This is a genomic window from Ramlibacter henchirensis (assembly GCF_004682015.1).
Lineage (GTDB): Bacteria > Pseudomonadota > Gammaproteobacteria > Burkholderiales > Burkholderiaceae_C > Ramlibacter > Ramlibacter henchirensis.
Window position 1 is genome coordinate 453386 of sequence record NZ_SMLM01000001.1, and the last position, 25584, is coordinate 478969.

A 25584-nucleotide genomic window follows, 5' to 3' on the forward strand; every position below is an offset into this window, starting at 1 on the left:
TCCTCAGGCGGCCAGCGGGGTGTCGAAGCGGGCGGTGCAGGACACCGCGTCGTACTCGTAGATCCACTCGGCGCGGATGCCCACGGCGTTGGGATTGCGGGCCTGCTCGCGCTGAAACGCCAGATCGCGCTCGCGCTGCTCCTCGGGCGAGGACAGGTGGTAGGTGCGGCCGCGTTCGCGCGCCTGCAGCTGCACGCGGCTGGTGCGCGGGCGGCGCTCGGCTTCGTAGGCGGCCAGCGCGGCCGGCACGTCGCCGCGGAAGTGGTCGAGCGCGCAGGCGAGCACGTAGCCGTCCTCGACGGCCATCGCCGCGCCCTGCGACAGGAAGGGCAGCATCGGATGCGCCGCGTCGCCCAGCAGCGTGGCATGGCCGACCGACCAGCGGTCCATCGGATCGCGGTCGAACAGGCCCCACTTGAAGGTCTGCGTGCGGTCGGTGTTCTCGAACAGGCGGATGAGGTTCTCGTGCCAGCCCGCGTAGAACGCCAGCAGGTCGTCGGTCGAGCTCGGCTCCATCCAGCCCTCCTTGACCCAGGCCGGCGACTCGCCCACCGCGACGATGTTCACGGCGGCGCCGCCCTTGACGTAGTAGGTCACGACGTGCGCCTTCGGCCCCATCCAGAACGAAGCATCCGGGCTGACGTAGGGCAGGGGGTACTTGTCGACGGGCACCAGGGCGCGCCAGCACATGTGGCCGGTGTACTGCGGCTTGTCGGCGCCCCACAGCGCGTCGCGAACCACCGAGTGGATGCCGTCGGCGCCGACCACCACGTCCGCCGTGTAGCGCGTGCCGTCGTCCAGCACCACGGTCGCGCCGCCCGCGCCGGTTTCGACGCCGACGCAGCGCACGCCGAAGCGCACCGACTCCGAAGGCAGCCCCGCGCTCAGGATGGCGTGCAGGTCCGCGCGGTGCACGTGGTAGAACTCCGCGCCGTACAAGGTCGGGGCGGTCGCCTTCAGCGGCGTGCGGAACAGCTCGGCCGCGGACTCCCAGTTGCGTCCCACCATCGCCTCGGGCAGGAAGCCCACGCGCGCCAGTTCGCTGCCCAGGCCCATGGCCTTCAGCACCTTCACGGCGTTGGGCGTGATCTGCACGCCGGCCCCGATCTCGCCGAAGGCGGGGGCGCGCTCGAACATCCGGAACTCGATGCCGCGCGCGTGCAGGGCCCGCGCGAGCGTCACACCACCGATGCCGCCGCCCACGATGGCGACGCGCAAGACTTTGCTCATCCAGTTCTCCTGTGTTGCCGATGCGGCGCGCCGAAGGCGCCGCGCGGACGCCATTGAAGCGGAAATTAATCAACCGGCCAAATAAAATTAAATGACCGACCAAATAAAAGGGTTGATGGACCCCCCGACAGGTGCACCGGTTCGCTAGACTGGGGCGCAGAACAACGCATCAGCCATGACCACCGCGCGCCTGAAGTCCGCTCCCGCTCCCGTCGTCCCGCCGCCCGTCGGCCGCAGCGGGGTCGCCGCGCCCGGGCGCAAGCGCAAGCCCGTGCGCACCGGGCCGGGGCGCCCCGAAGGCGAATCGAACCTGCGCGAGAAGATCCTGGATGCCGCGGAAGTCGCTTTCGCGGAGCTGGGCTACGCCGGAACCACGCTGCGCGTGGTGGCCGACGCGGCCGACGTGACGCAGGCGCTGATCAGCTACTACTTCGGATCCAAGCACGGACTGTTCGAGGCGGCGTTCCTGCGGCGCGGCATGCCCATCTCGGACCAGCGGCTTGTCAACCTGGAGGAGTTGCAGGCCAGCGGCAAGCGCATCCGGCTGCGCGACCTGGTGCAGGCATTCCTGGCGCCCGTGCTCGCCCTGCGCGCCACGCCCGAAGGCCGGGCGTTCCTTCGCTTGCAGGCCCGCCTGCACACCGAGCCGCCGAGCATCTCGTACGACCTGCGCACGCGCGTCTACGACTTCTCGACGCGCAAGTACGTCCAGGCCCTGAGGCTGGCGCTGCCGGATCTGCCCGAGCAGGATGTCTTCTGGCGCATGACGCTCATGGTCGGCGCCTACATGTACGCGTTCTCGGACACGCACCGCATGGAGGTGACCGCTCCGGGGCTCGTGGACCTGGACGACACCGAGGCGATCCTCGACCAGATCACCGCATTCGTCGTCGGCGGGCTGCAGGCGCCGGCAAGCATCGGCGCGATCGGCGAGCGGCCCCGCACGCGCGTCCTGAAAAAGAAATCCGCTCCGTAACCGCCGGAGCGCGCGCCGGGGTCTCCGCCGCGGTCCACACCGTAACTTTCTGAACTCGGTCCGCCGCGCCGCGCGGCCCGTCTCGTCTGCTCGATACAACGGCTGAGCCAGCGGCAACCGTCGCCGTCCGACTCACCGTGGCTGAGCCATTGCCGCCTCGGTGCAGCGAGGCCTTCCGATCCAGTCTCCGGCGTTTCTTTCGTGAACTGGGTCACGCCAGCCAAGCTCATCTTTGGTTACGGCTGTAGCCGCTTTCCTACCGGGATGTCGGAACCGTCCTACTACATTCGCGCCTCCTGCTGAGGTTCGCCAGCTCTTCCGAGCGGTACCCAGCTCCCTTTGGTCGAGCTTGCAGCGGCGTTCACGCGCCTTCGCAGGCCCCCTTTGCAAGGCGCTGAAATGAAACGACGGCTCTTTCTCTCTGGTTCCGGTGCGGCGACGCTGACTGCACTCACAGGCTGCGGCGGCGGTGGTGGTGGAGCCGAAGCCTCCACGGCGGGCGCGGAACCCGGGGTCGTGACCGGCGTGTCGGCCGACGCGCTCGCGCCCACGGCTCCGGCGCCTGGCGCCGCGCCGGCTCCCGCACCGGGAGCAGCACCCGCACCGGCGCCTGCCCCTGCCCCGGCGCCCGAACCGCAGCCCGGATCGGGCTCGGGCCTGCCGGCCAAGGTGCTGGCCTGCTACTACACGTCGTGGGACACCGGCGTCTACAGGATCACGGCCGTCCCGGCGGAATTCAATGTGATCTACCTGTTCCACTCGAAGCCCAATGGGGCGACGGTCGGCGGCAGCTGGAACAACGTGGGCAACGGCTCGTTCATGTTCGAGCATTGGGGGGGCGTTCCGCCCTCGCAGGTGCAGCAGTGCCGCGGCCGTGGACAGAAGGTGATCCTCACCGTGGGCGGCGCGAGCGCCGGCTTTAACTTCAACACGCGCACCAAGAGCAGCAACTTCGTCGCGTCCTTCCGGGACATGTACGACACCTTCGGTGGCCTGGACGGCTGCGACTTCAACAACTTCGAGGCCAACATCGGCTCGTCGCCGGCCGAGATGATCTGGATCTCCCAGCAGCTCAAGTCGCTGTACGGCGCCAACTTCGCGATCACCGCGCCGCCGCAACCGAACTCCTTCGAGGACCGGGCGATGATCAAGGCGATGAGCGACGCCGGCATGCTGGACTGGGCCGCGCCGCAGTACTACGACTGGTCCGGCTTCAACGCGCCCGGCTTCATCAGCAACCGCACCAACGACTGGGTGAACGACCTGGGCGCCCACAAGGTGATGCTGGGCCTGGCGGCGAACTACTCGAACGGTCCTTCGCTGCAGGAGTGCATCCGCGAGTGGGATGCGGTCAAGGCGCGCCATCCCAATGTGCGCGGCATGTTCTGCTGGAACGCGCAGCTCAACCTCAGCGGCGGCAACACCTGGGGCCGCACGATGAAGGCGCGGCTCTGACGCCCGGCGCAGCACGGCGGTGATGCACCGCCGCGTTGCCAGGCAGCGGCATCAGGGGTAGTCCCGATCACCAGCGGGCCCGCGCGGCAGGGCTTGCTGGCATGATGGATCGGCCTGCATCGCGGCGGGCGCAGCAAGAGGGAGGCTGCCGGTGAAGCTGAGTGTCATCCTGCCCTGTTTCAATGGCTCCGCCACGCTCGCGGTCCAGCTGGAGGCGCTGACCCGCCAGGACTGGCCCGGTGGCTGGGAAGTCATCGCGGTCGACAACGGATCCACGGACAACTCCCTGGAGATCGTCAGGCGGTACCAGGACCGGCTCCCCGGCCTGAAGATCGTCCAGGCCTACACGCCCGGCACCAAGCGGCTGGGGGTGGCCCACTCGTACAACACCGGAATCAAGGCGGCCACGGGCGACGCCTTCGTGTTCTGCGAGGCGGACGATGAAGTGGCCCCAGGCTGGCTCCAGGCCATGGGCGAAGCGCTGGCCGACCATCCCTTCGTCGTGGCCCGCCTGGAGCACCGCAAGCTCAATCCGCCGTGGGTGCTTCCGCCCTCCACCGAGGGCGAGCGCTACTCCGGCCTTTCACGCGCGAGCACGCCGCCCTACCTGGAGTGGGGCAGCGGCGCTGCGTTCGGTCTGCAGCGGTCGCTGTACATGGCGCTCGGGCCATTGAGCGTCGAGTTCCCGATGTCGCACGACATGGAGTACTGCTGGCGGGCCCAGGCCGCCGGTTATTCCCTGTACCTGGAGCCGCGCGCGGTCGTGCACTACCGCGAGAAGACGCGGCTGAAGGCCCGCTTCCTGCAAGGCTGCAACTGGGCCATCGACGACACTCGGCTGGAGAGGCACTACGGAGTAGAGCCGCCGCGTTTCGCGCTGCTGCGCCACGGCGCCTACATGCTGCGCATGATGCCCCTCGGGCTGGGCGTCGCGCTGGCCGCCACCACGGGCCGCGTCGAGGCCAAGCGATCGCTCGCGGACTGGATATGGAACTTCGGATGGGCAGTGGGCAAGGCTCGGGCGCTGATGCAGGCGCCAGGACCCAGTCGCCTCCCCTGGTCGCGAGCCCGCCAGTAGCTAAGCTGTGCCGTGAAGCCGCGCCTCAGCGCGCGTTGGCCGGCCGAAGCCACTTCTCCAGCCGGATCCCGTCGACGCCATCGCTGTACCGTCCCCGGTTGATCGCGACCTCGTGGTAGCCATGCTCGTTGTAGAACGTGCGTGCGGCTGCGTTGTCGCGTCGTGCATCCAGCCGGATCCGCTGCGCCCCGGCGACGGAGGCTGAAGCCTCCAGCCATTCGAGCAGCGCGCTGCCAAATCCCCTGCGACGGCTTTCCGCGCGGACCGCCAGGAGCACCAGGTACGCGTCCGACTCCAGGTACTCCATGATCCCGAACGCGACGAGTCCGCGCTCCGCCCTGATGACGGCGACGTTGGTCTCCGGGTTGAGGATCGCTTTCAGCACGCGGCCCGGACGCCACGTCCAGGGCAGCCCATGCTCGATGAACTCGCGCGACATCGCCGCGATCTCATCGGCGTCGGCGGGGTCGGCAAGGCGGATGGGCGGGTCGACGGTCATGGTGGCGTGCGGCGCCGCCAGTACATCACGACGCCCGATACGGAGCAATTACAAACGGCCCCCGCGCGCTACAAGGACGCGGCGAACGGCGCCGCGATCGACGTCGCGGGGATACGGACGCCTTCGAAACTGCCTGCTCGGATCCTGATTCCACAAAGGGGAAATCATGCTGAGCCAGATCTTCACCAAGGCCCGTGACGCCTTGCGGTTCGCGCGAGCCAGGCGCGAATTCACCCGCCTCGATGCACAAACCTACCGGGACCTGGGGATCACCCCGTCCGAGTTCGACTCGTATTGGGCCGAGAGCCAGGGGTTGACCGAGCCGACGCGGCGACGGGTGCGATCGCTGCGTCCGGCCGCCTGAGCCAGGGCGTCGATTTGCCGCTGCATAATTTTCCCGGGCCCTTCGCCCGTTGCAGGCGGCCGCTGCCATGGACCGACTCCAGAACATCGAGACCTTCGTGCGGGTCGCGCAGACGCAAAGCTTCGCGGAGGCCGCGCGGCAGCTGCGCGTGGCCAAGTCGGTCGTCACGACGCGCATCAAGCAACTGGAGGAATACCTCGGCGCGCCGCTGTTCCACCGCAGCACGCGCGTCGTGCGGTTGTCCGAACTGGGACAGGCGTTCCTGGGCGATTGCATGGAGCTGGTCGGCCGCGCCAACGACGTCGTCGACCACATGCGCGATGCGCGCGGCAAGCCCGCGGGCACGCTGCGCGTGCATGCGCTCACCGGCTTCGTGGTGGGCCACTTCGGCGCGCTGCTGCGCGAATTCCAGACCGCGTACCCGGACATCCGGCTCGAGCTGGTGGTGAGCGATGCGGTGGTCGACCCGGTGAAGGCCGGCGTCGATTGCGCGCTGCAGATCTTTCCCGCCGCGTCCACCGAGCTCGTCTCGCGCCCGCTGTTCGCGGTGCGGCGCGTGTTCTGCGCGACGCCCGAATACCTGGCGCAGAGCGGCATGCCCGACAACCCGCGCGACCTGCACGAGCACCGGCTGGGCCTGTACTCGGGGTATCCGACGCGCGACCGCTGGACGTTCTACGACGGCAACGGCGCCGAACTCACCACCTACCTGCAGGCCGCACTGCTCACGAACAGCGTCCACCTGCTGCGCGAGTACGCGCTGGAACACGCGGGCATTGTCTGCCTGCCGACGCTGGTGGCGGGCGAGGCGATCCGCGAAGGGCGCCTGCAGATCGTTCTGCCGGAGTACCAGCTGTCGTCCTTCCGGTTGAGCGCGGTGTATGCGGGCACGCTGCGCAATGCCTTCAAGCTCGAGCTGTTCATCGAGCACATCCGCTCGGCGTTCACGCGCGTGCCGCCTTGGGACGCGGGGTTGATCGATGCGGGGTTGCTGCCGGAGAAGCTCATTGAGGCGTAGGTGGCGGCACATCCTGCATTGCTTGCGTTCGACCGGACACGGGGCCTGTCGCAGCGTCCATCGCCCGGAAAGAGAGGGGCAGTGGCGCCTGACGGCGTCCTGCTGCCGCGTTTCGTCGCGTCGTGCGTCCGATGTACGGAGTTGTCCCGCTGTGTTTTACTTTGAGCAGACCACCTTGACCGGCAGTCCGTCCTTGTAAGAGAAGTACTCAACGCAATCCTTGCCATCCCGATTGATTTGTCGCTTGCCAATGTCGCTGGCTGCGAGGAAATCCCCGATGGAGGTGCCACCATGTTGGGCCCAGTCCATGTCCTTCCACGGATAGCCCTGCAGCAAGCTGGCCACTATTCGAATCACGAGGTAGGCGCCAATCAGAGCAATGACCACAGCCGGCACTGCCAGCATCGTTCGCTTCACCTTGCCCATGGTGGTGCACTTAATGCCGTAGGCGGATGAAGTCGGCGCTCGGCTCGCTCCTGAAAACACGCTGCCCCGCGCGTTGTGCAAGTACCGCGCCGTCACCGGTTCGTTGTTCTGCGCGCTGCGCACCTTGGAAAGCCGATTGGCCACGTCGTACTCGAACTCGTGCAGGCCGGCACTGGTGAGCGAGCCGTTGGCGTCCAGCGTGTACGTGACCGTGACGCCAGCCGTCGACATCGTGGCCGGTGTTGGTGATTTCGGTCGTCTGCCTCAAGGCCGAGCAGACCGTTGCTGGCCGCATCGACGTTCATCACCTGGCGGGTCGTCCGGGTGAGGCAGTCTGCACGAACTCGCCTGTGCGACATGGCACTTTGACATCGGCCCGTGAACGACCTGGAGACCAACTCACCTCTGATCGATATTGAACCGGTACTTGGTCGTTTCGTTCGCGTCAGCTGGAAACTCGCCGCTCTCCACACGCCGGGTTTTCAGAGCACCATTCTCAAAACGTAAGTTCGCTCTGTACGAAGTAGCTGCATCCCCCCCGCTGATTTGCAATATGAATGAGCGGGGCGTCTTCCCAATAAGTCGAATGGTTCTCGGCTCCGCCAGGTCCGCAAATGCCGAGAGCGGGACGATCTGCCGCTTACCCCCTTGCTCCACCATGATGCCGCCAATGCTCTCCTTCGAACAGGTATTTTCTACGCCCCATCCATAGGCAGTGCGGTCGAACAGACACGGCGGGTCCTTCAGCACAGTGACGCGCGCGGTCACATTGCTCTCAGGTAACGAAGCCTCCAATACTTTGATTGACACCGCGGATTGACCCGTCGCTGCAATCGTAGTCCACCACAGGCAGGCTCCAATAAAAGGCGGAAGCAACTCGTTGGATTTCACGGCATGACCTCCACGATCTCTCCTTGCGGTATTTGCGTGCGATTCGGCGGCAAGATGATGCAGCCTCTCGATGCATCATTTGCGCGATTGTTCCCGTGGGCGCGGAAAGAGTCGCAATCACGACCCGTGCCATGGCATGAATTTCCAGGTAACGGGACGAGGTTGATTGTGTTCATACCAGTGTTGCGGCTGTTGTAGGTAGTCCCCCACTCCCACTTTCCGGTTGGGATCGGACCAAGGTTCGGTAGGTGCTGTGCTGCCGGATTGTTTCGACCAGCACCGCCCAGCCAATACGGCAATTCGGTTAAAGCAAAGGCCGCCACTTGGCAGGACAGCAGCCGCGTGTAGACCTCGTCGGTCGGCGGCTGATCACGCATCTGGAGCACGTACCAAACCAAGTGAATGAGTACGCCCACCAGCCAAGCGATGAGCGTCCACCAGTAAATGCGCTGCGGCCGCTTCATGTTGTCCTCTTTCATGGCACGTTCGGCGGGTTGAATGGCCTCAGAGCATCCACCAGGCCTTGAGGCAGCGAACCCCCTTGCGGAACGTAGTACGTCGTCGCACCTGGCGCGCGCATCGCATCACGCGCCGCCCCTCCGGGGAAGGGCCACATACCAGTGTTCACGCCACCAGCACGCAGCGCCGAGTCGGTGCGCACAGCGCAGTTGTCGGGGATGCCAACACAGTTTTTTGCAGCCGTTGCCAGACAGGTTGTCGAGCGCAGCCTGGTCCTGCGCGGGCGTGCGCGGAATGAAAGTGGATCGTCTGATCGCGGTACTGCGCTTGGTCTGTGATGTACGACAGCGGTCCGCTTCCTAGCCCAGCGTTGTTGCCGTAGCTAAACATTCCCGAGCCTGTGACGCCTACGCCCGTGTGGCCAAACGGATTCGACCTCTCACGCGAACCTCCGGTGACCACAACGAAGTCAAGGCCCGTGGGATCAATGCGACTCAGGGGGTTCCCACCGACATAGGAGAACTCATTTGATAGCCTGATCGCGCCGCAGTCGCTGCACTGATGCTCTACCCTCATCGTGTCGGATGAAGAGGATTTCTAGTTGATATCTTTCTGCAAGAGCGCGCACAACACAGATCGCGCGGTCCCGCCCGACTTTGTCCCGGCATTCATCCGCACCTTGAAGCTCAAGAAAGAAGTCGACCTTTCTCCTCACTGCTTCGCTTTCTTTCCAAGAGCGCAAATAGCTGTAATCTGAGACGTAGAAGAAGTATGCAAGCGCTAGCCCAGACAATTTATTGCGATCAATGCGATGCCTCGTACGGATCACGTCGCATGTCTCATCTAGGCAGTACTCAGCCCAGTTCAGCCCTTTAGCGTGACCTAGCTTGGCAGGACCCTCAGGTATGGCACGTAACTCGTCCTCATATGCCGACTCACCCGACGCGAATACGCCAATCTGCGTCCAGGACAACCATACCAGGATGAGAGTCCGAAGAATCCTAATCATCGTGGGCCTCGATGTCACAACGCAGGGACGCCATTTCCTGGTGTGAGTTGGAAGTGCCAATGATCTCGGTTTGGATTGTTCGGGAACGTTTCAAAATGGCCCGCTCCGAATCCGCACGCCTTGGCACACATTTTCGCATCTGCGTCGGTGACCCCTTTGTTTGATTTTGGACCAGCGATATCGCAGGCCTCGCCCTTGTAGTGGTGCGATTTGGAGGAGTGACCTCCTTTTTCCGCGCCTCCAGTCGCGAGCAGATTCAGATTCAAATTGCCTGTAGTTCCCTTGAGGCAGGTTTCGAGGCAAACCAGCGCCGCAAACGTTTCTCCCTCTGGTGGCACCGTTGCGGGAGGTGGCTTATTAAACTCAAGCAATCCAGTGGGGTCAGTTGCCATCAGAGGCGAGTTCCGGACATAGCTGAATCTGTTCCATCCCCCTCGCAAGCCAATCGGATCCGGCTGCGTGTATCGCGCGCCATCTCTCGGGCTGTAGGACCGGAAGTAGTTGTAGTGCAGCCCCGACTCCCGATCCGCATACTGGCCCGGGTACCTGAGATTGAAGACGACATCCGGCACGTTGGTCGTGAACCCCTCCGACGGATGCGCGAACCTGTGCGCCGCCCTCCTCGGCTCCTCGTCGCCGAACGCGCTGAACTTCCATTGCCAGACCGGCCGGCCGCTGCTGTCGGTCAGGCGCCTGGGCGTGTTCAGGTGGTCGGCATGCACCGCGAAGATCGAGCCGTTGATGATGGCCGCCACCGGCATGGGGCCGCGTGGAGTGGGCAGCCAGACGTAGTTGGTGGAGCCGGTGCTGTGCGCCCCGCCGGTGCCGATCTCGGACAGCAATGAGCCGTCCTCGTCGTAGACGTAGGCGAAACCGAGCTGGTCGGCCTCCTGGGTCTTCGGGCTGAACATGCGCGAGAAGAACGTCACGATCGATTTCAGCAGCCCCTCGTCCTGTTCTACCGGGATGACATAGGCCGGGTCGGTCTTGAAGACGCGCTGCCCCAGCGCGTTGTGGGCATAGCGCGTCACCGGCGCTGTATCGCCGCTGCCGGCGGCCATCGAGGACAGCCGCCCCTCGGCGTCGTAGGCGTAGTGGCGCAGCCCGTCGCTGGTGAGGTCACCGTTGGCGTTGTAGCCATACGTGACCACCGCGGACACGGTGCCCGCAGTTCCGCTCGCCGTATGAGCGAACCCCAGAAGGCGGTTGCCGTCGCCATCGACGGTGTACTCGCGCTTCTGGATGTCGGCGCCTTCGGTCATGACGGAGCGCAGGCGGTTACCGTTGGCGTCGTAGCTGAAGGTCGTGTTCGCGGAGGCATTTCCGAAACTCGTGATGCGACCCACCGCGTCGTAAGCCACGGAGAAGGGAATAGTCACGAAGCTGATGCCGGTGCCGAGCGGGTCGCTGCCGGCGGGCTGGCCGAGTTGCTGAGCAAGGCTGGTGATGCGGCCGGCCGCGTCGTAGCCATAGCTGGAGATCTCGGTCGCGGTCACGCGTCCGGCCGTGTCGTAGCTGCGGCTGGCAGCCAGGGGAGCGGCAAAGGCCCAGGTCCAGCCGGTGGGCAGGCCCAGGGCGTTCCAGGTGATCCCGTTCACCAGTGGCGAGCCGTTCCAGTCCAGGCCGATGAGCTGCCCCGCTGGCGAGTAACGGTACTTCAGTTGCCCGCCCGTCGGATACGTGAGCGAGTCCGGCAGGCCTTGGGCGTTGTACGAATAGCCAGCGGTAAAGGTGCCGACGTTCGGCATGGTTTGCACCTTCCGGGTGACGCGCCCGAAGATGTCGCGCTGCCACTTCGTGGTGCCGCTGCGATCCTGCACCTCGCTCAGATGGCCGCGGCTCGCGTTCACCGTGCCGGGGGCGTCGAAGTCGGGACCGGTCAGGTCGTACCGCAGCAGGGTGGCGGCGCCATCTGCAAAGGTCAGTTGGGTCGGCCGTCCCAGCCCATCTCGCTGAATGGTGGTGACCTGGCCCAGCGCGTCCGTGATTTCCGTCGGCAGGCCCGCGGCGTCGTGGCGGGTCGCGCGCGATCCGATGTCGGCGCTGCTCTCGCCCGTGGCCTCGCCGAATGCGTTGCGCGCGTAGGTCGTGGTCGCGCCCTTGAAATCGGCGGCAGCCGTGATGCCGTCCAGGGCGTCGTACGCCAGGGTCGCGCGAGCATTCGCTGCATCGGTGACGGCGATGACTCTGCGCAGGCCGTCGATCGAATAGCTGGTGCTCTGACCCAGTCCGTTCGTCTGGCGGCTCAGGTCCGCATTGGCGTCGTAGCCGAACCCAAGGCTCTGGTTGCCGCCGAGCGTTTCGTTGGCGACGCGGTTGACCGCATTGATGGTGCGGGCCAGCTGCCACACGAGGTTGCCGGCGGCGTCGCGAAGCTGCTCGCTCGTGCGGTTGCCCATCGCGTCGAGCACGTAGACACCGTTCGCCCCCCGGTTGTCCGACCAGCCCACCAGACGGCGCGCGGTGTCATGGCGAAATGCGATCTGGTGACCGTTCGGCAAACGCACGGACTCGAGCAGCCCGGTCGACGCATAGGCGTAGGTGGTGCGCTCGCCGGCGCGATCGGCGCTCAGCAATCGCCCGCGCGAGTCATAGGCGTAGCTCGTGAACAGACCATTCGGCGCCGTGCGGCTGAGAACTCGGCCGCCCGCGTCGTGCGTGTAGCGTGTCAGTTGCCCCAGCGGATTGGTCTCGACCTCGAGGTTGCCAACGCCGTCGTACGCGTATTGCCATGTCCTGTTGTTGGGGTCGGTCGCGCTCGTGACGAGCCCCTGGGCATTCCACGTCCAGGACCAGGTTCGCGCCGCGCCCGTGCCGGTGTCGGCCACGGTTTCGGTGAGCTTGTTGCCGGCCTGGTCGTACGTGAAGGTGGTGCTGCGGCCCGGCCCCCGGATTTGCAGAGGCAACCGGTAGTTCGGATGCCACTGGGTCTCGGTGGTCCGGGCCTCGGGCCGGCCCGATGCGCGAGTCACCGAGACCGGCAGGCGCCGGCTGGCTTCCCAGGTGTAGAAGGTTTGAATCCCCAGGTAGTCCGTTTCGGAGGCAAGGAAGCCATTCGCGTCCTGCACGCGGCTCGCGGCATCGTCACTGCGCCCGGTGGGCTGCGTAGCGCCCGTGACCACGAGCTTGCCGTGCGCCGTGCCGTAGCTGAAGGTCCGCTGGGTCCCCAGCGGATCCGTGACAGTCGCGAAGCCATTGCCATAAGCGACGGAGTGCAGGTCCGCTCCCTGTGCATGCTGGGTGCTGATCGCGCGACCCAGGCCGTCGTAGGCAAAGCTCGCCAGCCGCACGCCCGATTCGTCGATGCCCGTGAGCAACTGTGGATAGGCCGCGTTGTCGTAGCGATAGGTTCGGGCATCGGCACCCGCAGCGCCGCCGATCACGGCCGTCAGGCGAGCGCCCGGCGACGTGCTTTCGTAGTGGTACAGGATGGCCTGTTCATCGGGGGCGGTGATGCCGGAGAGCTGGCCGGCCGCGTTGTACGCGAAGAGGAGCGATCGTCCGAACTGGTTGGTGACGGCGATCAGCAAGCCCGGCGCAGGTGCAACGTTGGGCGGCGTGCTGCTCGTGCTGTACGTGTAGGTCCTCACCCAGCCATTGCGCTGCGTTACCGATAGCAGGCGCCCCTTTGCGTCGAATTGGAAGGTGCTGTCGTCGTCATGCCGGCGGTACAGCAGGCCCGAGTCGGTGAGCGTCAGCGTGTCGGCCGCGTCGAGCGAGAGCCAGTTGCCCGTGACGGGGTCCTTCTGGAAGCTGCGCGCGGTTCCGTCCCCGAACACGACTTCAGCCGTGATGCCTGAATAGCCCACCGGCCCGCATGCGCCCGCATCGATGGTGCGAACGCCGAAGATCGTCCCCACGTGGGCGCCGTTCAGGTACTTGTGGATCTTGCAGTAGTCGCCCGTCGGGAGATAAGCGCCTGCGTTCGGCTCGCTTCCGTCGTGCATCTGGGCCACCCACGCGGGATCGAGCGAACCGGCATACAGCTGGCACGCCTGCAGGCGCGCGGCGGCCTTGAATCCGCGCGCCTGCGGCGGCACGAAATAGCGTGTGGCGCAGTCCACGGCGGGCGGGCTCTGTCGGACGAACACCGCGTGGTTGTGCGACCAGGTCCGCCCCAGCCCCGCATCCTGTGCGGCGGCCGGTCCCAGGCCGCGGCTGCTCTTGAAGGTCCGCACCAGATGCAGCGGATCGGCGCCCGAGTCGCTGTAGTCGTGCTCGTGCTGCAGCTTCTCGCCGGTGGCGGGCACGATCGGGTTGCCTGCGCACATGCCGGCCTGTGAAGGGCCGCCCGCCTCCGGTTCGGGCGTGTTGCCGGATGCGCACAGGCCGTTCTGCGAGCACAGGCTCAGGCCCCAGGTGGCGCTGAAGCTGCTCCAGATCGGGCTGCCGGCGTTGCGATAGTTCCAGCTGACGAAACATGTGGTCGGGGTGACGAGCGTGGCCACGTGCCCGGCATAGACGGCCGAGTAGCGGTCGCAATTCGGATGGACGGCCGCGGCGCCCTGGCAGGCTTCCTGCGGTGTGGAGTACCACGGCTGGGCCTCGTCGTTGCACATGGCCGGATTGGTCGTCTCGTTATTGCCATACGCCGGCACGGTGACGCGGTACTTCTCGGCCGCAACGGCACTGCCTGCAGTGCTACCCAACAGCACGAAGAACGCGGCCATTTCCATGCATCGCCGCGCGAACGCTCTCCACTGGTCCATGTCCCACCCCTCCTGAAGGTCAGCAGGGAATGCTTGACTTCAGGGTGGCGAGGGAGGAAGGCTCAAGGTCCTGCCGACCGGCTGGCTAGGGATTACCCGCAGCATTGTTCGCGAACCGCGAACGACACAGTCTTCATCCGACGCCTACCGCTGCGCCAACCCGCTTCCTACAGTTCGGGCCTCGCAGCAGCACGCTGCGCCTGCAACGAGGAGACGACGATGGCCGTGGCCTACCAGACGAAATTCGGCTCGCTTGCGAGCTACGACAAGGGACGCGTCGAACCGATCACGGATGACGTGCGCAACTACGCGTTCTCCAACTGCTTCGAGATCGCATCGAAGAGCCGCCCGTACGAGCGCGTGGTGTTCGGGCAGAACCAGGTCTACGTGATGGAGGTCGTGCGCGCCGAAGGCACGTCCCCCTGGTTCACCTGCGCGCACGACGAGTTCGCGCTGTGCATGGACGGCGAAGTCGAGGTGCACCTGGTCAAGCTCGATGCGCAGCAGCAGGTGCCCGACGCCGAGCACAACGGCGCCGTCCTGGTCGAGGGCGAGCCGAAGGGCGCACGCATGGGCTGGATGAAGCTTCGCCGCGGCCACCAGGGGATGCTGCCGAAGAACTGCGCGTACCAGTTCCGCTCGGCCAGGCCGGCCGTCCTCATCGTGCAGACCTGCAAGGGCCGCCTCTCCGTCGAGAAGTGGACCGAGATCTGCCAGACGAAGTAGCGGGAAGGAGAACACGCCATGAACGCACCGACCGAACTCGCCAAGGTCATCGCCTCGCAGCCCGACGCGACCATGGGCTACAAGAGCTTCTCGCTGGGCAGCTTCAAGTTCGCGCGCGACGAGTACTTCGCGCACATCCGCTGGACCACGCGCGACGGCCGACCGCTGTCGCACACGATGGACATCGGCAACTTCATGCGCGCCCTGATGCGCGACGTGGCCTGGGGCTTCTTCTACGGCTGGGTCAACTTCGACCACGTGATCGGCACCGTCAACCACTACAAGTCGGTCGACCTGTATGCCGGCAGCTTCAACGGCACGATGAAGGAAGCGGGGGTGGACCTGCTGGAGAACTTCCCGACCGACCAGATCCGCGCCACCTTCGAGCAGATGCTCGACGACTGGACCAACGAAGGCTTCGACCCCTTCGCCGCGCCGCAGGAAACCGGCACGCCCTACGGCCGCAAGCGCGGCCACAACCGGCCGGCCATCACGCGTGCCCGCGAGCTGGCCACGCGCTGCGTGGGCCTGAAGGGCGACCTGCCGCTGCGCACCGACGAACGCGGCGCACCCGTCAACCGCGCCTTCGCCGACGTGCCGCAGGACCATCCGGAGCTGCATCCCGAGCCGGGCTTCGAGAACGAGGTGCACGCGTTCAACCTGTTCGCCTTCCTCTCGCGCAGCCAGGTGACCTGGAACCCCTCGTTCACCAGCGTCGTGAAGCACAGCTACATGTGCCCGACGACCGAGGAGCACATCCTGCCCATCATCCACGGCAACGACCGCGTGGAGTGGTTCTTCCAGATGTGCGACGAGATCCACTGGGACTGCGCCGACAAGAACACCGGCAAGCCGCTCGCGCGCGTGATCATGAAGGCCGGCGACATGGCCGCCATGCCGGCCTACTGCCGCCACCAGGGCTACAGCCCCAAGCGCTCGATGCTGCTGGTGTGGGAGAACGGCTCGCCGACGCTCGTGTACGAGATCCAGAAGGGCGAGGCGCCCGAGGTACCCGTGAAGTTCTAGTACTCGTCGTCCCCGCGGAGGCGGGGACCCAGGCTTCCGATTTTTTGCGCGCTGCGCGCGCTCCCTGGATCCCCGCCTCCGCGGGGATGACGGATTCGTGCATCAAAGACCTGAAGAGACTATTCATGGAAACCACGGCGGCCCCCCAGGCCCTGAAGACGCCCATCCGCCACCAGCTCTTCATCGACGGCGAGTTCACCGACGCGCTGTCCGGCGAGACGCTTCCGACGCTCAACCCGCACGACAACAGCGTCATCGCCAACGTGGCGCTGGCCGCGCAGGCCGACGTCGATCGTGCGGTGGCCGCCGCGCAGCGGGCCTTTCCGGCGTGGAGCAGAATGCCCGCAGCCGAGCGCGGGCGCATCCTGCTCAAGCTGGCGGACCTGATCGAAGCCAACACGGACGACCTGGCGCGCCTCGAATCGATGGACACGGGCCATCCGCTGCGCGACTCGCGCATGCTGGACGTGCCGCGCACGGCGGCCTGCTTCCGCTACTTCGGCGGCATGGCCGACAAGTTCCAGGGCGAGACGATCCCCGTCGAAGCCGGCTTCCTCAACTACACGCTGCGCGAGCCGGTCGGCGTGGTCGGGCAGGTGGTGCCTTGGAACTTCCCTCTGATGTTCACCAGCTGGAAGATGGCGCCGGCGCTGGCGGCGGGCAACTGCATCGTGCTCAAGCCCGCGGAGATCACGCCGCTGACCTCGCTCAAAATCGGCGAGCTGATGGCGCAGGCGGGCCTGCCGAACGGCGTCGTGAACATCCTCCCGGGCCTGGGCAACGTGGCCGGCCAGTACATCGCCGAGCACGTGGGCATCGCCAAGATCGCGTTCACCGGCAGCACGGCCACCGGCCGCCGCATCGTGCAAGCGTCCGCCGGCAACCTGAAGAAGGTGCAGCTGGAGCTGGGCGGCAAGGGTCCGAACATCGTGTTCGAGGATGCCAACCTGGTCGCCGCCGTGAACGGCAGCGCCTGGGCGATCTTCCACAACCAGGGCCAGGCCTGCATCGCCGGGTCGCGGCTGCTGCTGCACGAAAAGATCGCCGACGCCTTCCTCGAGAAGTTCGTCCCGCTGGCTCGCTCGATCCGGCTGGGCAATCCGCTCGACGAGGCGACCGAGATGGGGCCGCTCACCAGCTCGCAGCACCAGCAACGTGTGCTGTCCTATGTGGACGTCGCGCGCGAGGAGGGCGGCGAAGTGCTGGCCGGCGGCAGGACGCCCGACGTGGCCGACCTCTCGCGCGGCTGCTACGTCGAGCCCACCATCGTGCGCGCGGCGAGCTGGCGCGACCGCGTCGCGCAGGAGGAAGTGTTCGGCCCGTTCGTCACGGTGCTGACGTTCAAGGACGATGCCCAGGCGCTGGAGATCGCCAACGGCACGCAGTACGGGCTGGGCAGCGGGCTGTGGACGTCGAACCTGCAGCGAGCCCACCGCTTCGCCCGCGACCTGCACGCGGGCATGGTCTGGATCAACAGCTACAAGCGCGTGAACCCGGGCTCGCCGTTCGGCGGCGTCGGCCAGAGCGGCTATGGCCGCGAGATGGGCTTCGACGCCATGCGCGAGTACACGCAGGTCAAGAGCGTCTGGGTCAACGTGGACGCGCAGATACCGCCGCATTACCGCCGCTGAGGACGTGCCCGCGACAAGGACCGCCTCTTTCCCAACCGCCACCCCCAAAGGAGACAGCCATGCAACTGAATCGCAGACAGTTCACCCAGGGCGCCGCCGCGCTCGTCGCCGCGGGCGCCGTGCCGCGGGCGTTCGCCCAGGCCGACACGCTCAAGATCGGCTACGTCTCGCCGCAGACCGGCCCGCTCGCGCCCTTCGGCGAAGCGGACAAGTGGGTCATCGAGCAGATGAAGAACGCGATGAAGGGCGGCCTCACGGTCGGCGGCAGGAAATTCGGTGGCGTGCAGGTGGTGCTCAAGGACAGCCAGTCCAATCCCAACCGCGCGGGCGAAGTCGCCAACGACCTGATCCTGAAGGACAAGGTGGCGCTGGTGCTGACGGCCGGAACCCCGGAGACGTCCAACCCGGTAAGCGACGCGTGCGAGCTCAACGAGGTGCCCTGCATCTCCAGCGTGGTGCCCTGGCAGCCCTGGTTCTTCGGCCGCAAGGGCGATCCGGCCAAGGGCTTCAACTGGACCTACCACTTCTTCTGGGGCCTGGAAGACGTCATCGCCAACTTCACCAACGGCTGGAAGACCGTGCAGACCAACAAGAAGGTCGGCGGGCTGTTCCCCAACGACGGCGACGGCAACGCCTGGGGCGACAAGGAGCGCGGCTTCCCGAAGCCGCTGTCGGAGATGGGGTTCACGCTCACCGACCCCGGCCGCTTCCAGAACGGCACGCAGGACTTCAGCGCGCAGATCGCGCGGTTCAAGTCCGATGGCGTGGAGATCGTCACCGGCGTCGTCATCCCGCCGGATGCCAAGACCTTCCTGACGCAGGCGCGCCAGCAGGGCTTCCGGCCCAAGGTGATCACGCTGGGCAAGGCGCTGCTCTTCCCCGGAGCGATCGAGGCGCTGGGCGACCTCGGCGAGGGCCTGTCCACGGAAGTGTGGTGGAGCCCCTCGCACCCGTTCGCGTCGTCGCTGACGAAGCAATCCGCGAAGCAACTGGCCGAGGCGTACGAGGCCGGCGCGAAGAAGCAGTGGACGCAGCCGGTCGGCTTCGCGCACGCGCTGTTCGAGGTCGCGGCCAATACGCTGTCGCGCAGCAAGTCGCTCAAGGCCGGCGACGTGCGCGATGCCCTCGCCGCCACCGACCTGCAGACGGTGGTCGGCCCGGTGAAGTGGGGCGGCCAGGGGCCGTTCAAGAACGTGAGCAAGACGCCGCTCGTGCTCGGCCAGTGGGTGAAAGGTGGCAAGTACAAGTACGACCTGGTGATCGTCAACAACGAGGCCTACAAGCAGATCCCCACCGGCGGCTCGCTCAAGCCGATCGCGGCGGCGAGCTGACGCCACGGCCATGCCCCTGCTCGCGCTCCACGACGTCGGCAAGTCCTACGGCGCGCTGAAGGTGACCGACGGCATCACGCTGTCGGTCGCCGAAGGCGAGACGCTGGGCATCCTGGGGCCGAACGGGGCGGGCAAGACCACGCTGTTCAACCTGGTCTCGGGCGACGTGCCGGTCGATGCCGGCCGCATCGAGTACCAGGGCCGCGACATCACACGTCTCAAGCCCCACCACCGCTGCCGCGCCGGCATCGGCCGCAGCTACCAGGTGCCGCAGCCTTTCGGCGCGATGACGGTATTCGAGAACCTGGTCACCGCCGCCTGCTTCGGCGGCCAGTTGCCGGAGCGGCAGGCCTGGCTCACCGCGCACGAGGTGCTGCAGGAGACGGGGCTGCTGCCGCACGCCAACAAGCCGGCCGGCGGCCTGACGCTGCTCAACCGCAAGCGGCTCGAACTCGCGCGGGCGCTGGCCACGCGGCCGAAGCTGCTGCTGCTGGACGAGATCGCCGGCGGCCTGACCGAACCCGAAGCGCAGGAACTCGTGGCGGAACTGCGGCGCATCAAGGCGCGCGGGCTGACGATGGTGTGGATCGAGCACGTGGTGCATGCGCTGCTCTCGATCGCCGATCGCCTGTTCGTCATCGACTTCGGCCGCAAGCTGGCCGAGGGCCCTCCGCAGGCGGTGATGGCCGATCCGCAGGTGCGCCGTGTCTACATGGGCCTGGAGGCCGCATGAGCACCGTGCTGTCCACCCACGGGCTGAAAGCCTTCTACGGCGATGCGCAGGCGCTGTTCGGCATCGACTTCCACATCGACCGCGGCGAGCTGGTGGCCATCATCGGCGCCAACGGGGCGGGGAAGTCGACCTTCCTGAAGGCGCTGACCGGGCTGGTGAAGGTGCCCGCGGAGATGGTGCGCTACCAGGGCGAGCCGATCGGCGGCCGGGCGCCCGGCGAGATCGTGCGGCGCGGTGTCGCGCTCGTGCCCGAAGGCCGGCGTCTCTTTCCGAGCCTCTCCGTCGAGGAGAACCTCCTGATGGGCGCCGCCGCCGGGCGCCGCGGGCCCTGGCACCTGGCGCGGCTCTACAAGCTGTTCCCCATCCTTCTGGAGAAGCGACGCCAACCCGCCACTTCGCTGTCCGGCGGCCAGCAGCAGATGGTGGCGATCGGCCGCGCGCTCATGAGCAACCCCGACCTGCTGCTGTGCGACGAGTTGTCGCTCGGCCTCGCGCCCGTCGTCATCCGCGAGATCTACCGGGCGATGCCCGAGATCACCGGCGAAGGGATGACGGTGGTGATCGTGGAGCAGGACGTGGACATGGCGCGGCAGGTGTCGCGCCGCCTGTACTGCTTCCAGGAAGGACGCGTCGCGCTCACGGGCGCATCCGGCGGCCTCACGCGCGAGCAGATCGCGCGGGCGTATTTCGGGACCTGAGCATGGTGGCCGACGTCCTCGTGCAAGGCGTGCTGCTCGGCGGGCTCTACGGCCTGTTCGCGCTCGGGCAGTCGCTGATGTTCGGCGTCATGCGCCTGACGAATACGGCGCATGGTGACTTCATCATGCTCGCAGCCTTCGGTGCGATTGCGGGCCTGATGCTGGTGGGCGCGTCGCCAAGTGCGACTGCCGGCATCGCGCTTGTGCTGCTTCCCGTCTCGTTCGCCGTCGGCTGGGCGTTGCAGCGCTTCGTGCTCAACGGAACGGTAGGGCGCGACCCGATGCCTTCGCTGGTCGTCACCTTCGGCCTGGCCATCGTCATCCAGAACCTGCTGCTCGAGCTGTTCTCGGCGGACCCGCGCTCCATCGAAACGGCGGGCTTCAACACGCGCAGCGTCGAGTTCTTCGGCGCGATGACCGTCGGTGCGCTCCCGCTGCTCATCCTCCTCATCGCCGTCGCGGCGACGGCGGCGCTGCAATGGCTGTTCTCGGGCACCAGCATCGGCCGTTCGTTCCGCGCCGTGTCGGACGACCCCGAAGTCGCCGAGCTGATGGGGCTGCACGCGGGCCGGGTGTATGCGCTGGCAACCGGCATCGCTTTCCTCGTGGTGGCGATCGCCGGAGTGCTGCAGGCCATGCGCACCACGGTCGCGCCGTCCGACGGTCCGCTGCTGCTGCTCTTCTCGTTCGAGGCCGTGATCATCGGCGGCATGGGCTCGTTCTGGGGCACGCTGGCCGGCGCGATGCTGCTCGGCGTGGCCCAGCAGGTCGGCTTCCGCTTCGATCCGGGCTGGGGCATCTGGTTCGGCCACCTCGTGTTCCTCGCCGTGCTGGTGCTGCGGCCGCAGGGGCTGTTCCCGAAGACGCGCTGAAGGGGGATCGAATCGCCATGTCGGCCGTGCTCAATCCCGAAATGGCAAGCGTGCCCGCTGTCGCGCCGCAGGTGGAGATCGCCACGCGCGCTGGGCGCATCGCCGCCTGGACCGGCTGCGGGATCGTCGTGTTCGCCGCCACGCTGCCGTGGTGGGGAGAGTCGAGCTGGATGCGCGAATTCGTTGAGATCGCCTGCTACTTCGTCTTCGCGATGATGTGGAACCTGCTGGCCGGCTACGGCGGGCTCGTCAGCATCGGGCAGCAGGCCTTCTTCGGCCTGGGCGGCTACGCGATGCTGGTGCTGGGCAACTTCGCCGGCGTCAATCCGTTCCTGGCCGTTCCCATCGGCGCGCTCGCCGCGGCCTTGATCGCGGTTCCGGTTTCGCTCGTGGCCTTCCGGCTGCAGGGCGGCTATTTCGCGATCGGCACCTGGGTGATCGCGGAGGTGTTCCGGCTCTCCATCGCCAACATCCCGGCGATCGGCGGCGGCTCGGGAACGTCGCTGACGGCGCTGCGCGGGATCGACAAGGCGACGCGCGAAGGCCTGACCTACTGGATCGCGCTGGCCAGCGTGGTCGCCTGCATCGCGGGCGTGTACCTCTTCCTGCGCAGCCGCCATGGCCTGGCGCTGCTGGCGATCCGCGACAACGAGATGGCGGCGCAATCGCAGGGCATCGCGGTGGGCCGCATGAAGCTGGCGGTGTATGTGGTGGCCGCCTTCGGGGCCGGACTGGCCGGGGCGCTGTACTTCGTCGGCAACCTGCGCATCAGTCCCGATGCCGCCTTCAGCGTGAACTGGACGGCCTTCGCGATCTTCATGGTCGTGATCGGCGGCATCGGGCGGATCGAAGGGCCGATCGTCGGCGCGCTGATCTTCTGGGCGCTCAACAGGTTCTTCAGCGAATGGGGCACCTGGTACCTCCTGGGGCTGGGCCTGCTGGCCGTGCTGGTCACGCTGTACTTCAAGCAGGGCCTTTGGGGTTACGCTCAGGAGCGCTGGGGCTGGACGCTGTTCCCGACCCGGCGGCGCCTGCTGCCCGCACCGGCGGCGGCGTCACCCGTCACCTAATTGGCAAGGAAAGAATGATCGACAAGGTCGCATCCTCCGTCGCCGCCGCGCTGGAAGGCCTCGCGGACGGCAGCACGGTCCTCATCGGCGGCTTCGGCACGGCCGGCATCCCGAACGAATTGATCGACGGGCTGATCGCGCAGGGCGCGCGCGAACTCACCGTGGTCAACAACAACGCGGGCAACGGCGACACGGGCCTGGCCGCGCTGCTGAAGGCCGGCCGCGTGCGCAAGATCATCTGCAGCTTTCCGCGCCAGGCGGACAGCCATGTGTTCGACGCGCTCTACCGCTCCGGCCGGATCGAGCTGGAGCTGGTGCCGCAGGGCAACCTGGCCGAACGCCTGCGCGCCGCCGGTGCCGGCATCGGCGCGTTCTTCACGCCCACGGGCTACGGCACCGAATTGGCCAAGGGCAAGGAGACGCGCGAGATCGGCGGCCGCCCCTACGTGCTGGAGTACCCGATCCACGGCGACCTGGCCCTCATCAAGGCCGAGCGCGGCGACCGCTGGGGCAACCTCGTGTACCGCAAGGCTGCCCGCAACTTCGGTCCGGTGATGGCGACCGCCGCGCGCAAGACGGTGGCCAGCGTCCACGAAGTGGTGCCGCTCGGGGCGCTCGATCCCGAGTCGGTCGTCACGCCCGGCATCTTCGTCACCCAGCTCGTGCAGGTGCCGCGCACCACCACGGAAGCCGGCGGCTTCCGGAAGGCGGCGTGAGATGGCCTACCAACGCAGGACCAAGGACCAGCTCGCACGCCGCGTGGCGCAGGACATCCACGATGGCGCGTACGTCAACCTCGGCATCGGCATGCCGACGCTGGTGGCCAATCATCTTCGGCCCGGCACCGAGGTCATCCTCCACAGCGAGAACGGCATCCTCGGTATGGGCCCCGCGCCGCCCGGGGGCCAGGAGGACTACGACCTGATCAACGCCGGCAAGCAGCCGGTGACGCTGCTGCCCGGCGGCGCGTACTTCCACCACGCCGACAGCTTCGGGATGATGCGCGGCGGCCACCTGGACATCTGCGTGCTCGGCGCCTTCCAGGTGTCCGCCACCGGCGACCTGGCGAACTGGCACACGGGCGAGAAGGACGCCATCCCCGCCGTGGGCGGCGCGATGGACTTGGCCATCGGCGCCAGGCAGACCTGGGTGATGATGGACCTGCTGACGAAGTCGGGCGAGAGCAAGCTGGTCGAGCGCTGCACGTATCCGCTCACCGGCATCGGCTGCGTCAAGCGCGTCTACACCGATCTCGCCACGTTCGAGTGCACGCCGCGAGGGCTGCGCGTCATCGACACTGTCGAGGGCCTGGACCTCGCCGAGCTGCAGCGCATGGTCGGCCTGCCGCTGGAGCGGCCCGCGGCATGAAGCCGTTCGTCTACACCGCGCAGGCCGCGCGCGTGGTCTTCGGTGCGGGATCGCTGGCCCGGCTGCGCGAGGAGATCGAGCGGGTGGGCGCGCGCCGCGCCCTCGTGCTCTCCACGGCCGGGCAGCGCGCGTCGGCGGAGCGGGTGGCCGACATGCTGGGTCCTGCGGCTGCGGGCATCTTCGCGCGCGCCGTGATGCACGTGCCGGTCGAGACCGCGAGGGAAGCGCGCGAGGTCGCACGCTCGCTCAACGCGGATTGCGCCGTGGCCATCGGCGGCGGGTCGACGACGGGCCTCGGCAAGGCGATCGCCCTGGACTCAGGGCTGCCGATCGTCGCCATCCCGACCACCTATGCCGGCAGCGAGATGACGCCGATCTACGGCATCACGGAAGGCGGCCTGAAGAAGACCGGCCGCGATGCCAAGGTGCTGCCCCGCACGGTGATCTACGACCCGCAACTCACGCTGGGCCTGCCCAACACCCTGAGCGTCACCAGCGGCATCAACGCGATCGCGCACGCGGCCGAGGGGCTCTATTCGGTCGATGGCAATCCCATCATGGACCTGATGGCGCAGGAGGGGATCGCGGCGTTCGCGCGCAGCCTGCCGGCCATCGAGGCCGATCCAGCCGACATCGAGGCGCGTTCGAACGCTCTGTACGGCGCGTGGCTGTGCGGTACCGTGCTGGGCAACGTCGGCATGGCGCTGCACCACAAGCTGTGCCACACGCTGGGCGGCAGCTTCAACCTGCCGCACGCGGAAACGCACACCGTGGTGCTTCCGCATGCGCTCGCCTACAACGCCCCCGCCGCGCCCGAGGCGATGCAGCGGATCGCGCGGGCGCTGGGGGTCGCCGATGCGGCGCAGGGTGCGTTCGACCTTGCGCAAAGGAACGGGGCCCCGACGGCGCTGCGCGACATCGGCATGGCCGCAGGCGACGTGGACCGTGCGTGCGAGATCGCGTTGCAGAACCAGTACCCGAATCCGCGGCCGCTCGAGCGGGACGCGATCCGGCAGCTGCTTCAGGATGCGTTCGAGGGCCGCCGCCCTTCGCCGCGCGGCTAGGAGCTGGCTCCTACACGACCAGCGGCGTCGCCGCGCCGTCCATCGACACGATCGCGCCCGAGACATAGCCGGACTTCGGCGAGGCGAGGAACACCACCATGTTCGCGATGTCCTGCGGCGTCGCCAGGCGGCCGAGCGGCGCCCGCGCGGTCGCCTGCTTCAGGACTTCTTCCGGCGTCATGCCGCGCAATCGCGCATCGGCGGCGATGCCCTCGGCCATGCGTTCGGTCAGCGTCAGGGCCGGATTCACCGCGTTCACGCGCACGCCGTTGGGTCCCCACGCCGCTGCGAGTCCCGCCGTCGCCAGCATCAACGCAGCATTCGCCGCACCACCGGCCAGGTGCGTCGGCGTGGCCACCTTGCCGCCCATGCCGATCACGTTGACGATCACGCCTTTGCCGCGCTCGCCCATGCGCTTGACCAGGGGATCGATCACATGGATGTAGCTGAAGAACTTCGCATCCATCGCGCCGTGCCAGGCCTCGGGCGTCAGCTCGTTGAAAGGCGTGCGGCGTGCGGCGCCCGCGGAGTTGACCAGCACGTCGACCGGCCCGACCTGCGCCTCGGCCGCGTCGACCGCCTCGCGTGCGGATTGCGCGTTCTGCAAGTCGGCTGCGAAGCAGGCGACGCGGCCCGGCGCATTGGCCTCCAGCGCCGCGCGCGCCTTGTCCAAGTTGGCTTGCGAGCGGCCGACGAGCGAGACGCGCGCGCCTTCCTGCAGGAACAACTCCGCGCAGGCGAGACCGATGCCCCGGCTGCCGCCGGTCACGAGGACGTGGAGGCCTTTCAGTTGCAGATCCATCCGAACTCCTTTGCGACCGAATGGGCCGCACTCTAACGGTGTGCAGCAGCGCTTTGTCCGAGACAGAACTCAGTACGCAGAAAACGCAGAAAGAACGCAGAAAAAATGTCCTTCGAAATTCTTCTCTGCGCTTTCTGCGTTCTTTCTGC

Annotated in this window: 23 protein-coding genes; 16 read left to right on the top strand and 7 right to left on the bottom strand. The window is 67.1% G+C overall.

The features are described 5' to 3' along the window. Window positions 1-3 precede the first annotated feature (3 nt). On the bottom strand, window positions 4-1230 hold the full coding sequence (locus tag EZ313_RS02295; RefSeq protein WP_135261607.1) for an FAD-dependent monooxygenase: 1227 nt from the start codon (window positions 1228-1230) through the stop codon (window positions 4-6). Between the two features lie 175 nt (window positions 1231-1405). Here EZ313_RS02295 and EZ313_RS02300 point away from each other — a divergent pair, with 175 nt between their 5' ends. The 3 genes from EZ313_RS02300 (at window position 1406) to EZ313_RS02310 (ending at window position 4739) form a co-directional block, all read left to right on the top strand. Continuing rightward, window positions 1406-2206 (top strand): TetR/AcrR family transcriptional regulator, encoded by an 801-nt coding sequence (locus EZ313_RS02300; RefSeq protein ID WP_135261608.1) that lies wholly within the window; start codon window positions 1406-1408, stop codon window positions 2204-2206. 399 nt (window positions 2207-2605) lie between these two features. After that, entirely contained in the window at window positions 2606-3661 is a 1056-nt protein-coding gene (locus tag EZ313_RS02305; RefSeq protein WP_135261609.1) for a glycoside hydrolase family 18 protein, read from the top strand. A gap of 151 nt (window positions 3662-3812) precedes the next feature. Continuing rightward, on the top strand, window positions 3813-4739 hold the full coding sequence (locus EZ313_RS02310; RefSeq protein WP_167772474.1) for a glycosyltransferase family 2 protein: 927 nt from the start codon (window positions 3813-3815) through the stop codon (window positions 4737-4739). 25 nt (window positions 4740-4764) lie between these two features. Here the strand turns inward: EZ313_RS02310 and EZ313_RS02315 are convergent, their stop codons facing one another. Beyond that, the gene (locus EZ313_RS02315) at window positions 4765-5238 is read right to left on the bottom strand and encodes a GNAT family N-acetyltransferase (protein ID WP_135261611.1); all 474 of its coding nucleotides are present in this window, start codon (window positions 5236-5238) and stop codon (window positions 4765-4767) included. A 166-nt stretch (window positions 5239-5404) separates the two neighbouring features. On the opposite strand from EZ313_RS02315, the gene EZ313_RS02320 reads away from it, so the two are divergent. Both EZ313_RS02320 and EZ313_RS02325 read left to right on the top strand, forming a co-directional pair. After that, on the top strand, window positions 5405-5602 hold the full coding sequence (locus tag EZ313_RS02320) for a hypothetical protein (RefSeq protein WP_135261612.1): 198 nt from the start codon (window positions 5405-5407) through the stop codon (window positions 5600-5602). A gap of 67 nt (window positions 5603-5669) precedes the next feature. Beyond that, a complete protein-coding gene (locus EZ313_RS02325) occupies window positions 5670-6620 on the top strand; it encodes a LysR family transcriptional regulator (protein WP_135261613.1) in 951 nt (316 codons plus the stop codon). Between the two features lie 156 nt (window positions 6621-6776). Here EZ313_RS02325 and EZ313_RS02330 read toward each other — a convergent pair whose 3' ends face one another. The 4 genes from EZ313_RS02330 to EZ313_RS02345 form a co-directional block, all read right to left on the bottom strand. Then, window positions 6777-7277 carry a hypothetical protein gene (locus EZ313_RS02330; protein WP_135261614.1) on the bottom strand — a complete coding sequence of 167 codons (501 nt, stop codon included), beginning with the start codon at window positions 7275-7277 and terminating at the stop codon, window positions 6777-6779. Window positions 7278-7445: 168 nt separating this feature from the next. Then, window positions 7446-7937, bottom strand: coding sequence for a hypothetical protein (locus tag EZ313_RS02335; protein ID WP_135261615.1), 492 nt, complete (start codon window positions 7935-7937; stop codon window positions 7446-7448). Next, window positions 7934-8416, bottom strand: a complete 483-nt coding sequence (locus tag EZ313_RS02340; RefSeq protein ID WP_135261616.1) for a hypothetical protein — start codon at window positions 8414-8416, stop codon at window positions 7934-7936. The genes EZ313_RS02335 and EZ313_RS02340 overlap by 4 nt, the downstream gene beginning before the upstream one ends. A gap of 1003 nt (window positions 8417-9419) precedes the next feature. Next, window positions 9420-14114: an RHS repeat-associated core domain-containing protein gene (locus EZ313_RS02345; RefSeq protein ID WP_135261617.1), complete on the bottom strand. Its 4695-nt coding sequence runs from the start codon at window positions 14112-14114 to the stop codon at window positions 9420-9422. A gap of 219 nt (window positions 14115-14333) precedes the next feature. On the opposite strand from EZ313_RS02345, the gene EZ313_RS02350 reads away from it, so the two are divergent. From EZ313_RS02350 to EZ313_RS02400, 11 genes are all read left to right on the top strand, one after another. Continuing rightward, window positions 14334-14840, top strand: a complete 507-nt coding sequence (locus EZ313_RS02350) for a cupin domain-containing protein (protein ID WP_135261618.1) — start codon at window positions 14334-14336, stop codon at window positions 14838-14840. An 18-nt stretch (window positions 14841-14858) separates the two neighbouring features. Beyond that, window positions 14859-15866: a hydroxyquinol 1,2-dioxygenase gene (locus EZ313_RS02355; protein WP_135261619.1), complete on the top strand. Its 1008-nt coding sequence runs from the start codon at window positions 14859-14861 to the stop codon at window positions 15864-15866. Between the two features lie 164 nt (window positions 15867-16030). Then, window positions 16031-17497 (top strand): aldehyde dehydrogenase family protein, encoded by a 1467-nt coding sequence (locus tag EZ313_RS02360; RefSeq protein ID WP_135263533.1) that lies wholly within the window; start codon window positions 16031-16033, stop codon window positions 17495-17497. A gap of 59 nt (window positions 17498-17556) precedes the next feature. Continuing rightward, window positions 17557-18828, top strand: a complete 1272-nt coding sequence (locus EZ313_RS02365) for an ABC transporter substrate-binding protein (RefSeq protein WP_135261620.1) — start codon at window positions 17557-17559, stop codon at window positions 18826-18828. A gap of 10 nt (window positions 18829-18838) precedes the next feature. Further along, a complete protein-coding gene (locus EZ313_RS02370; protein ID WP_135261621.1) occupies window positions 18839-19561 on the top strand; it encodes an ABC transporter ATP-binding protein in 723 nt (240 codons plus the stop codon). After that, complete coding sequence (locus tag EZ313_RS02375; RefSeq protein ID WP_135261622.1) at window positions 19558-20259, top strand: ABC transporter ATP-binding protein; 702 nt, start codon at window positions 19558-19560, stop codon at window positions 20257-20259. Before EZ313_RS02370 ends, EZ313_RS02375 begins: the two co-directional genes overlap by 4 nt. A 2-nt stretch (window positions 20260-20261) precedes the next feature. Then, window positions 20262-21131 (top strand): branched-chain amino acid ABC transporter permease, encoded by an 870-nt coding sequence (locus EZ313_RS02380; protein WP_135261623.1) that lies wholly within the window; start codon window positions 20262-20264, stop codon window positions 21129-21131. A gap of 17 nt (window positions 21132-21148) precedes the next feature. Next, window positions 21149-22201 carry a branched-chain amino acid ABC transporter permease gene (locus tag EZ313_RS02385; RefSeq protein WP_240788504.1) on the top strand — a complete coding sequence of 351 codons (1053 nt, stop codon included), beginning with the start codon at window positions 21149-21151 and terminating at the stop codon, window positions 22199-22201. A gap of 14 nt (window positions 22202-22215) precedes the next feature. Further along, window positions 22216-22917: a 3-oxoacid CoA-transferase subunit A gene (locus tag EZ313_RS02390; protein WP_135261624.1), complete on the top strand. Its 702-nt coding sequence runs from the start codon at window positions 22216-22218 to the stop codon at window positions 22915-22917. A gap of 1 nt (window position 22918) precedes the next feature. After that, entirely contained in the window at window positions 22919-23569 is a 651-nt protein-coding gene (locus EZ313_RS02395) for a 3-oxoacid CoA-transferase subunit B (protein ID WP_135261625.1), read from the top strand. Continuing rightward, window positions 23566-24633, top strand: coding sequence for a maleylacetate reductase (locus EZ313_RS02400; protein ID WP_135261626.1), 1068 nt, complete (start codon window positions 23566-23568; stop codon window positions 24631-24633). Before EZ313_RS02395 ends, EZ313_RS02400 begins: the two co-directional genes overlap by 4 nt. Window positions 24634-24643: 10 nt before the next feature. Here the strand turns inward: EZ313_RS02400 and EZ313_RS02405 are convergent, their stop codons facing one another. After that, window positions 24644-25435: an SDR family oxidoreductase gene (locus EZ313_RS02405; RefSeq protein WP_135261627.1), complete on the bottom strand. Its 792-nt coding sequence runs from the start codon at window positions 25433-25435 to the stop codon at window positions 24644-24646. Window positions 25436-25584: the final 149 nt, after the last annotated feature.

Coding starts and splice junctions, on each gene's coding strand:
- EZ313_RS02380 (WP_135261623.1), top strand. CDS start 20,262: ATGGTGGCCGACGTCCTCGTGCAAGGCGTGCTGCTCGGCGGGCTCTAC.
- EZ313_RS02355 (WP_135261619.1), top strand. CDS start 14,859: ATGAACGCACCGACCGAACTCGCCAAGGTCATCGCCTCGCAGCCCGAC.
- EZ313_RS02400 (WP_135261626.1), top strand. CDS start 23,566: ATGAAGCCGTTCGTCTACACCGCGCAGGCCGCGCGCGTGGTCTTCGGT.
- EZ313_RS02350 (WP_135261618.1), top strand. CDS start 14,334: ATGGCCGTGGCCTACCAGACGAAATTCGGCTCGCTTGCGAGCTACGAC.
- EZ313_RS02305 (WP_135261609.1), top strand. CDS start 2,606: ATGAAACGACGGCTCTTTCTCTCTGGTTCCGGTGCGGCGACGCTGACT.
- EZ313_RS02365 (WP_135261620.1), top strand. CDS start 17,557: ATGCAACTGAATCGCAGACAGTTCACCCAGGGCGCCGCCGCGCTCGTC.
- EZ313_RS02345 (WP_135261617.1), bottom strand. CDS start 14,114: ATGGACCAGTGGAGAGCGTTCGCGCGGCGATGCATGGAAATGGCCGCG.
- EZ313_RS02325 (WP_135261613.1), top strand. CDS start 5,670: ATGGACCGACTCCAGAACATCGAGACCTTCGTGCGGGTCGCGCAGACG.
- EZ313_RS02330 (WP_135261614.1), bottom strand. CDS start 7,277: ATGTCGACGGCTGGCGTCACGGTCACGTACACGCTGGACGCCAACGGC.
- EZ313_RS02370 (WP_135261621.1), top strand. CDS start 18,839: ATGCCCCTGCTCGCGCTCCACGACGTCGGCAAGTCCTACGGCGCGCTG.
- EZ313_RS02390 (WP_135261624.1), top strand. CDS start 22,216: ATGATCGACAAGGTCGCATCCTCCGTCGCCGCCGCGCTGGAAGGCCTC.
- EZ313_RS02385 (WP_240788504.1), top strand. CDS start 21,149: ATGTCGGCCGTGCTCAATCCCGAAATGGCAAGCGTGCCCGCTGTCGCG.
- EZ313_RS02340 (WP_135261616.1), bottom strand. CDS start 8,416: ATGAAAGAGGACAACATGAAGCGGCCGCAGCGCATTTACTGGTGGACG.
- EZ313_RS02295 (WP_135261607.1), bottom strand. CDS start 1,230: ATGAGCAAAGTCTTGCGCGTCGCCATCGTGGGCGGCGGCATCGGTGGT.
- EZ313_RS02375 (WP_135261622.1), top strand. CDS start 19,558: ATGAGCACCGTGCTGTCCACCCACGGGCTGAAAGCCTTCTACGGCGAT.
- EZ313_RS02405 (WP_135261627.1), bottom strand. CDS start 25,435: ATGGATCTGCAACTGAAAGGCCTCCACGTCCTCGTGACCGGCGGCAGC.
- EZ313_RS02315 (WP_135261611.1), bottom strand. CDS start 5,238: ATGACCGTCGACCCGCCCATCCGCCTTGCCGACCCCGCCGACGCCGAT.
- EZ313_RS02320 (WP_135261612.1), top strand. CDS start 5,405: ATGCTGAGCCAGATCTTCACCAAGGCCCGTGACGCCTTGCGGTTCGCG.
- EZ313_RS02395 (WP_135261625.1), top strand. CDS start 22,919: ATGGCCTACCAACGCAGGACCAAGGACCAGCTCGCACGCCGCGTGGCG.
- EZ313_RS02300 (WP_135261608.1), top strand. CDS start 1,406: ATGACCACCGCGCGCCTGAAGTCCGCTCCCGCTCCCGTCGTCCCGCCG.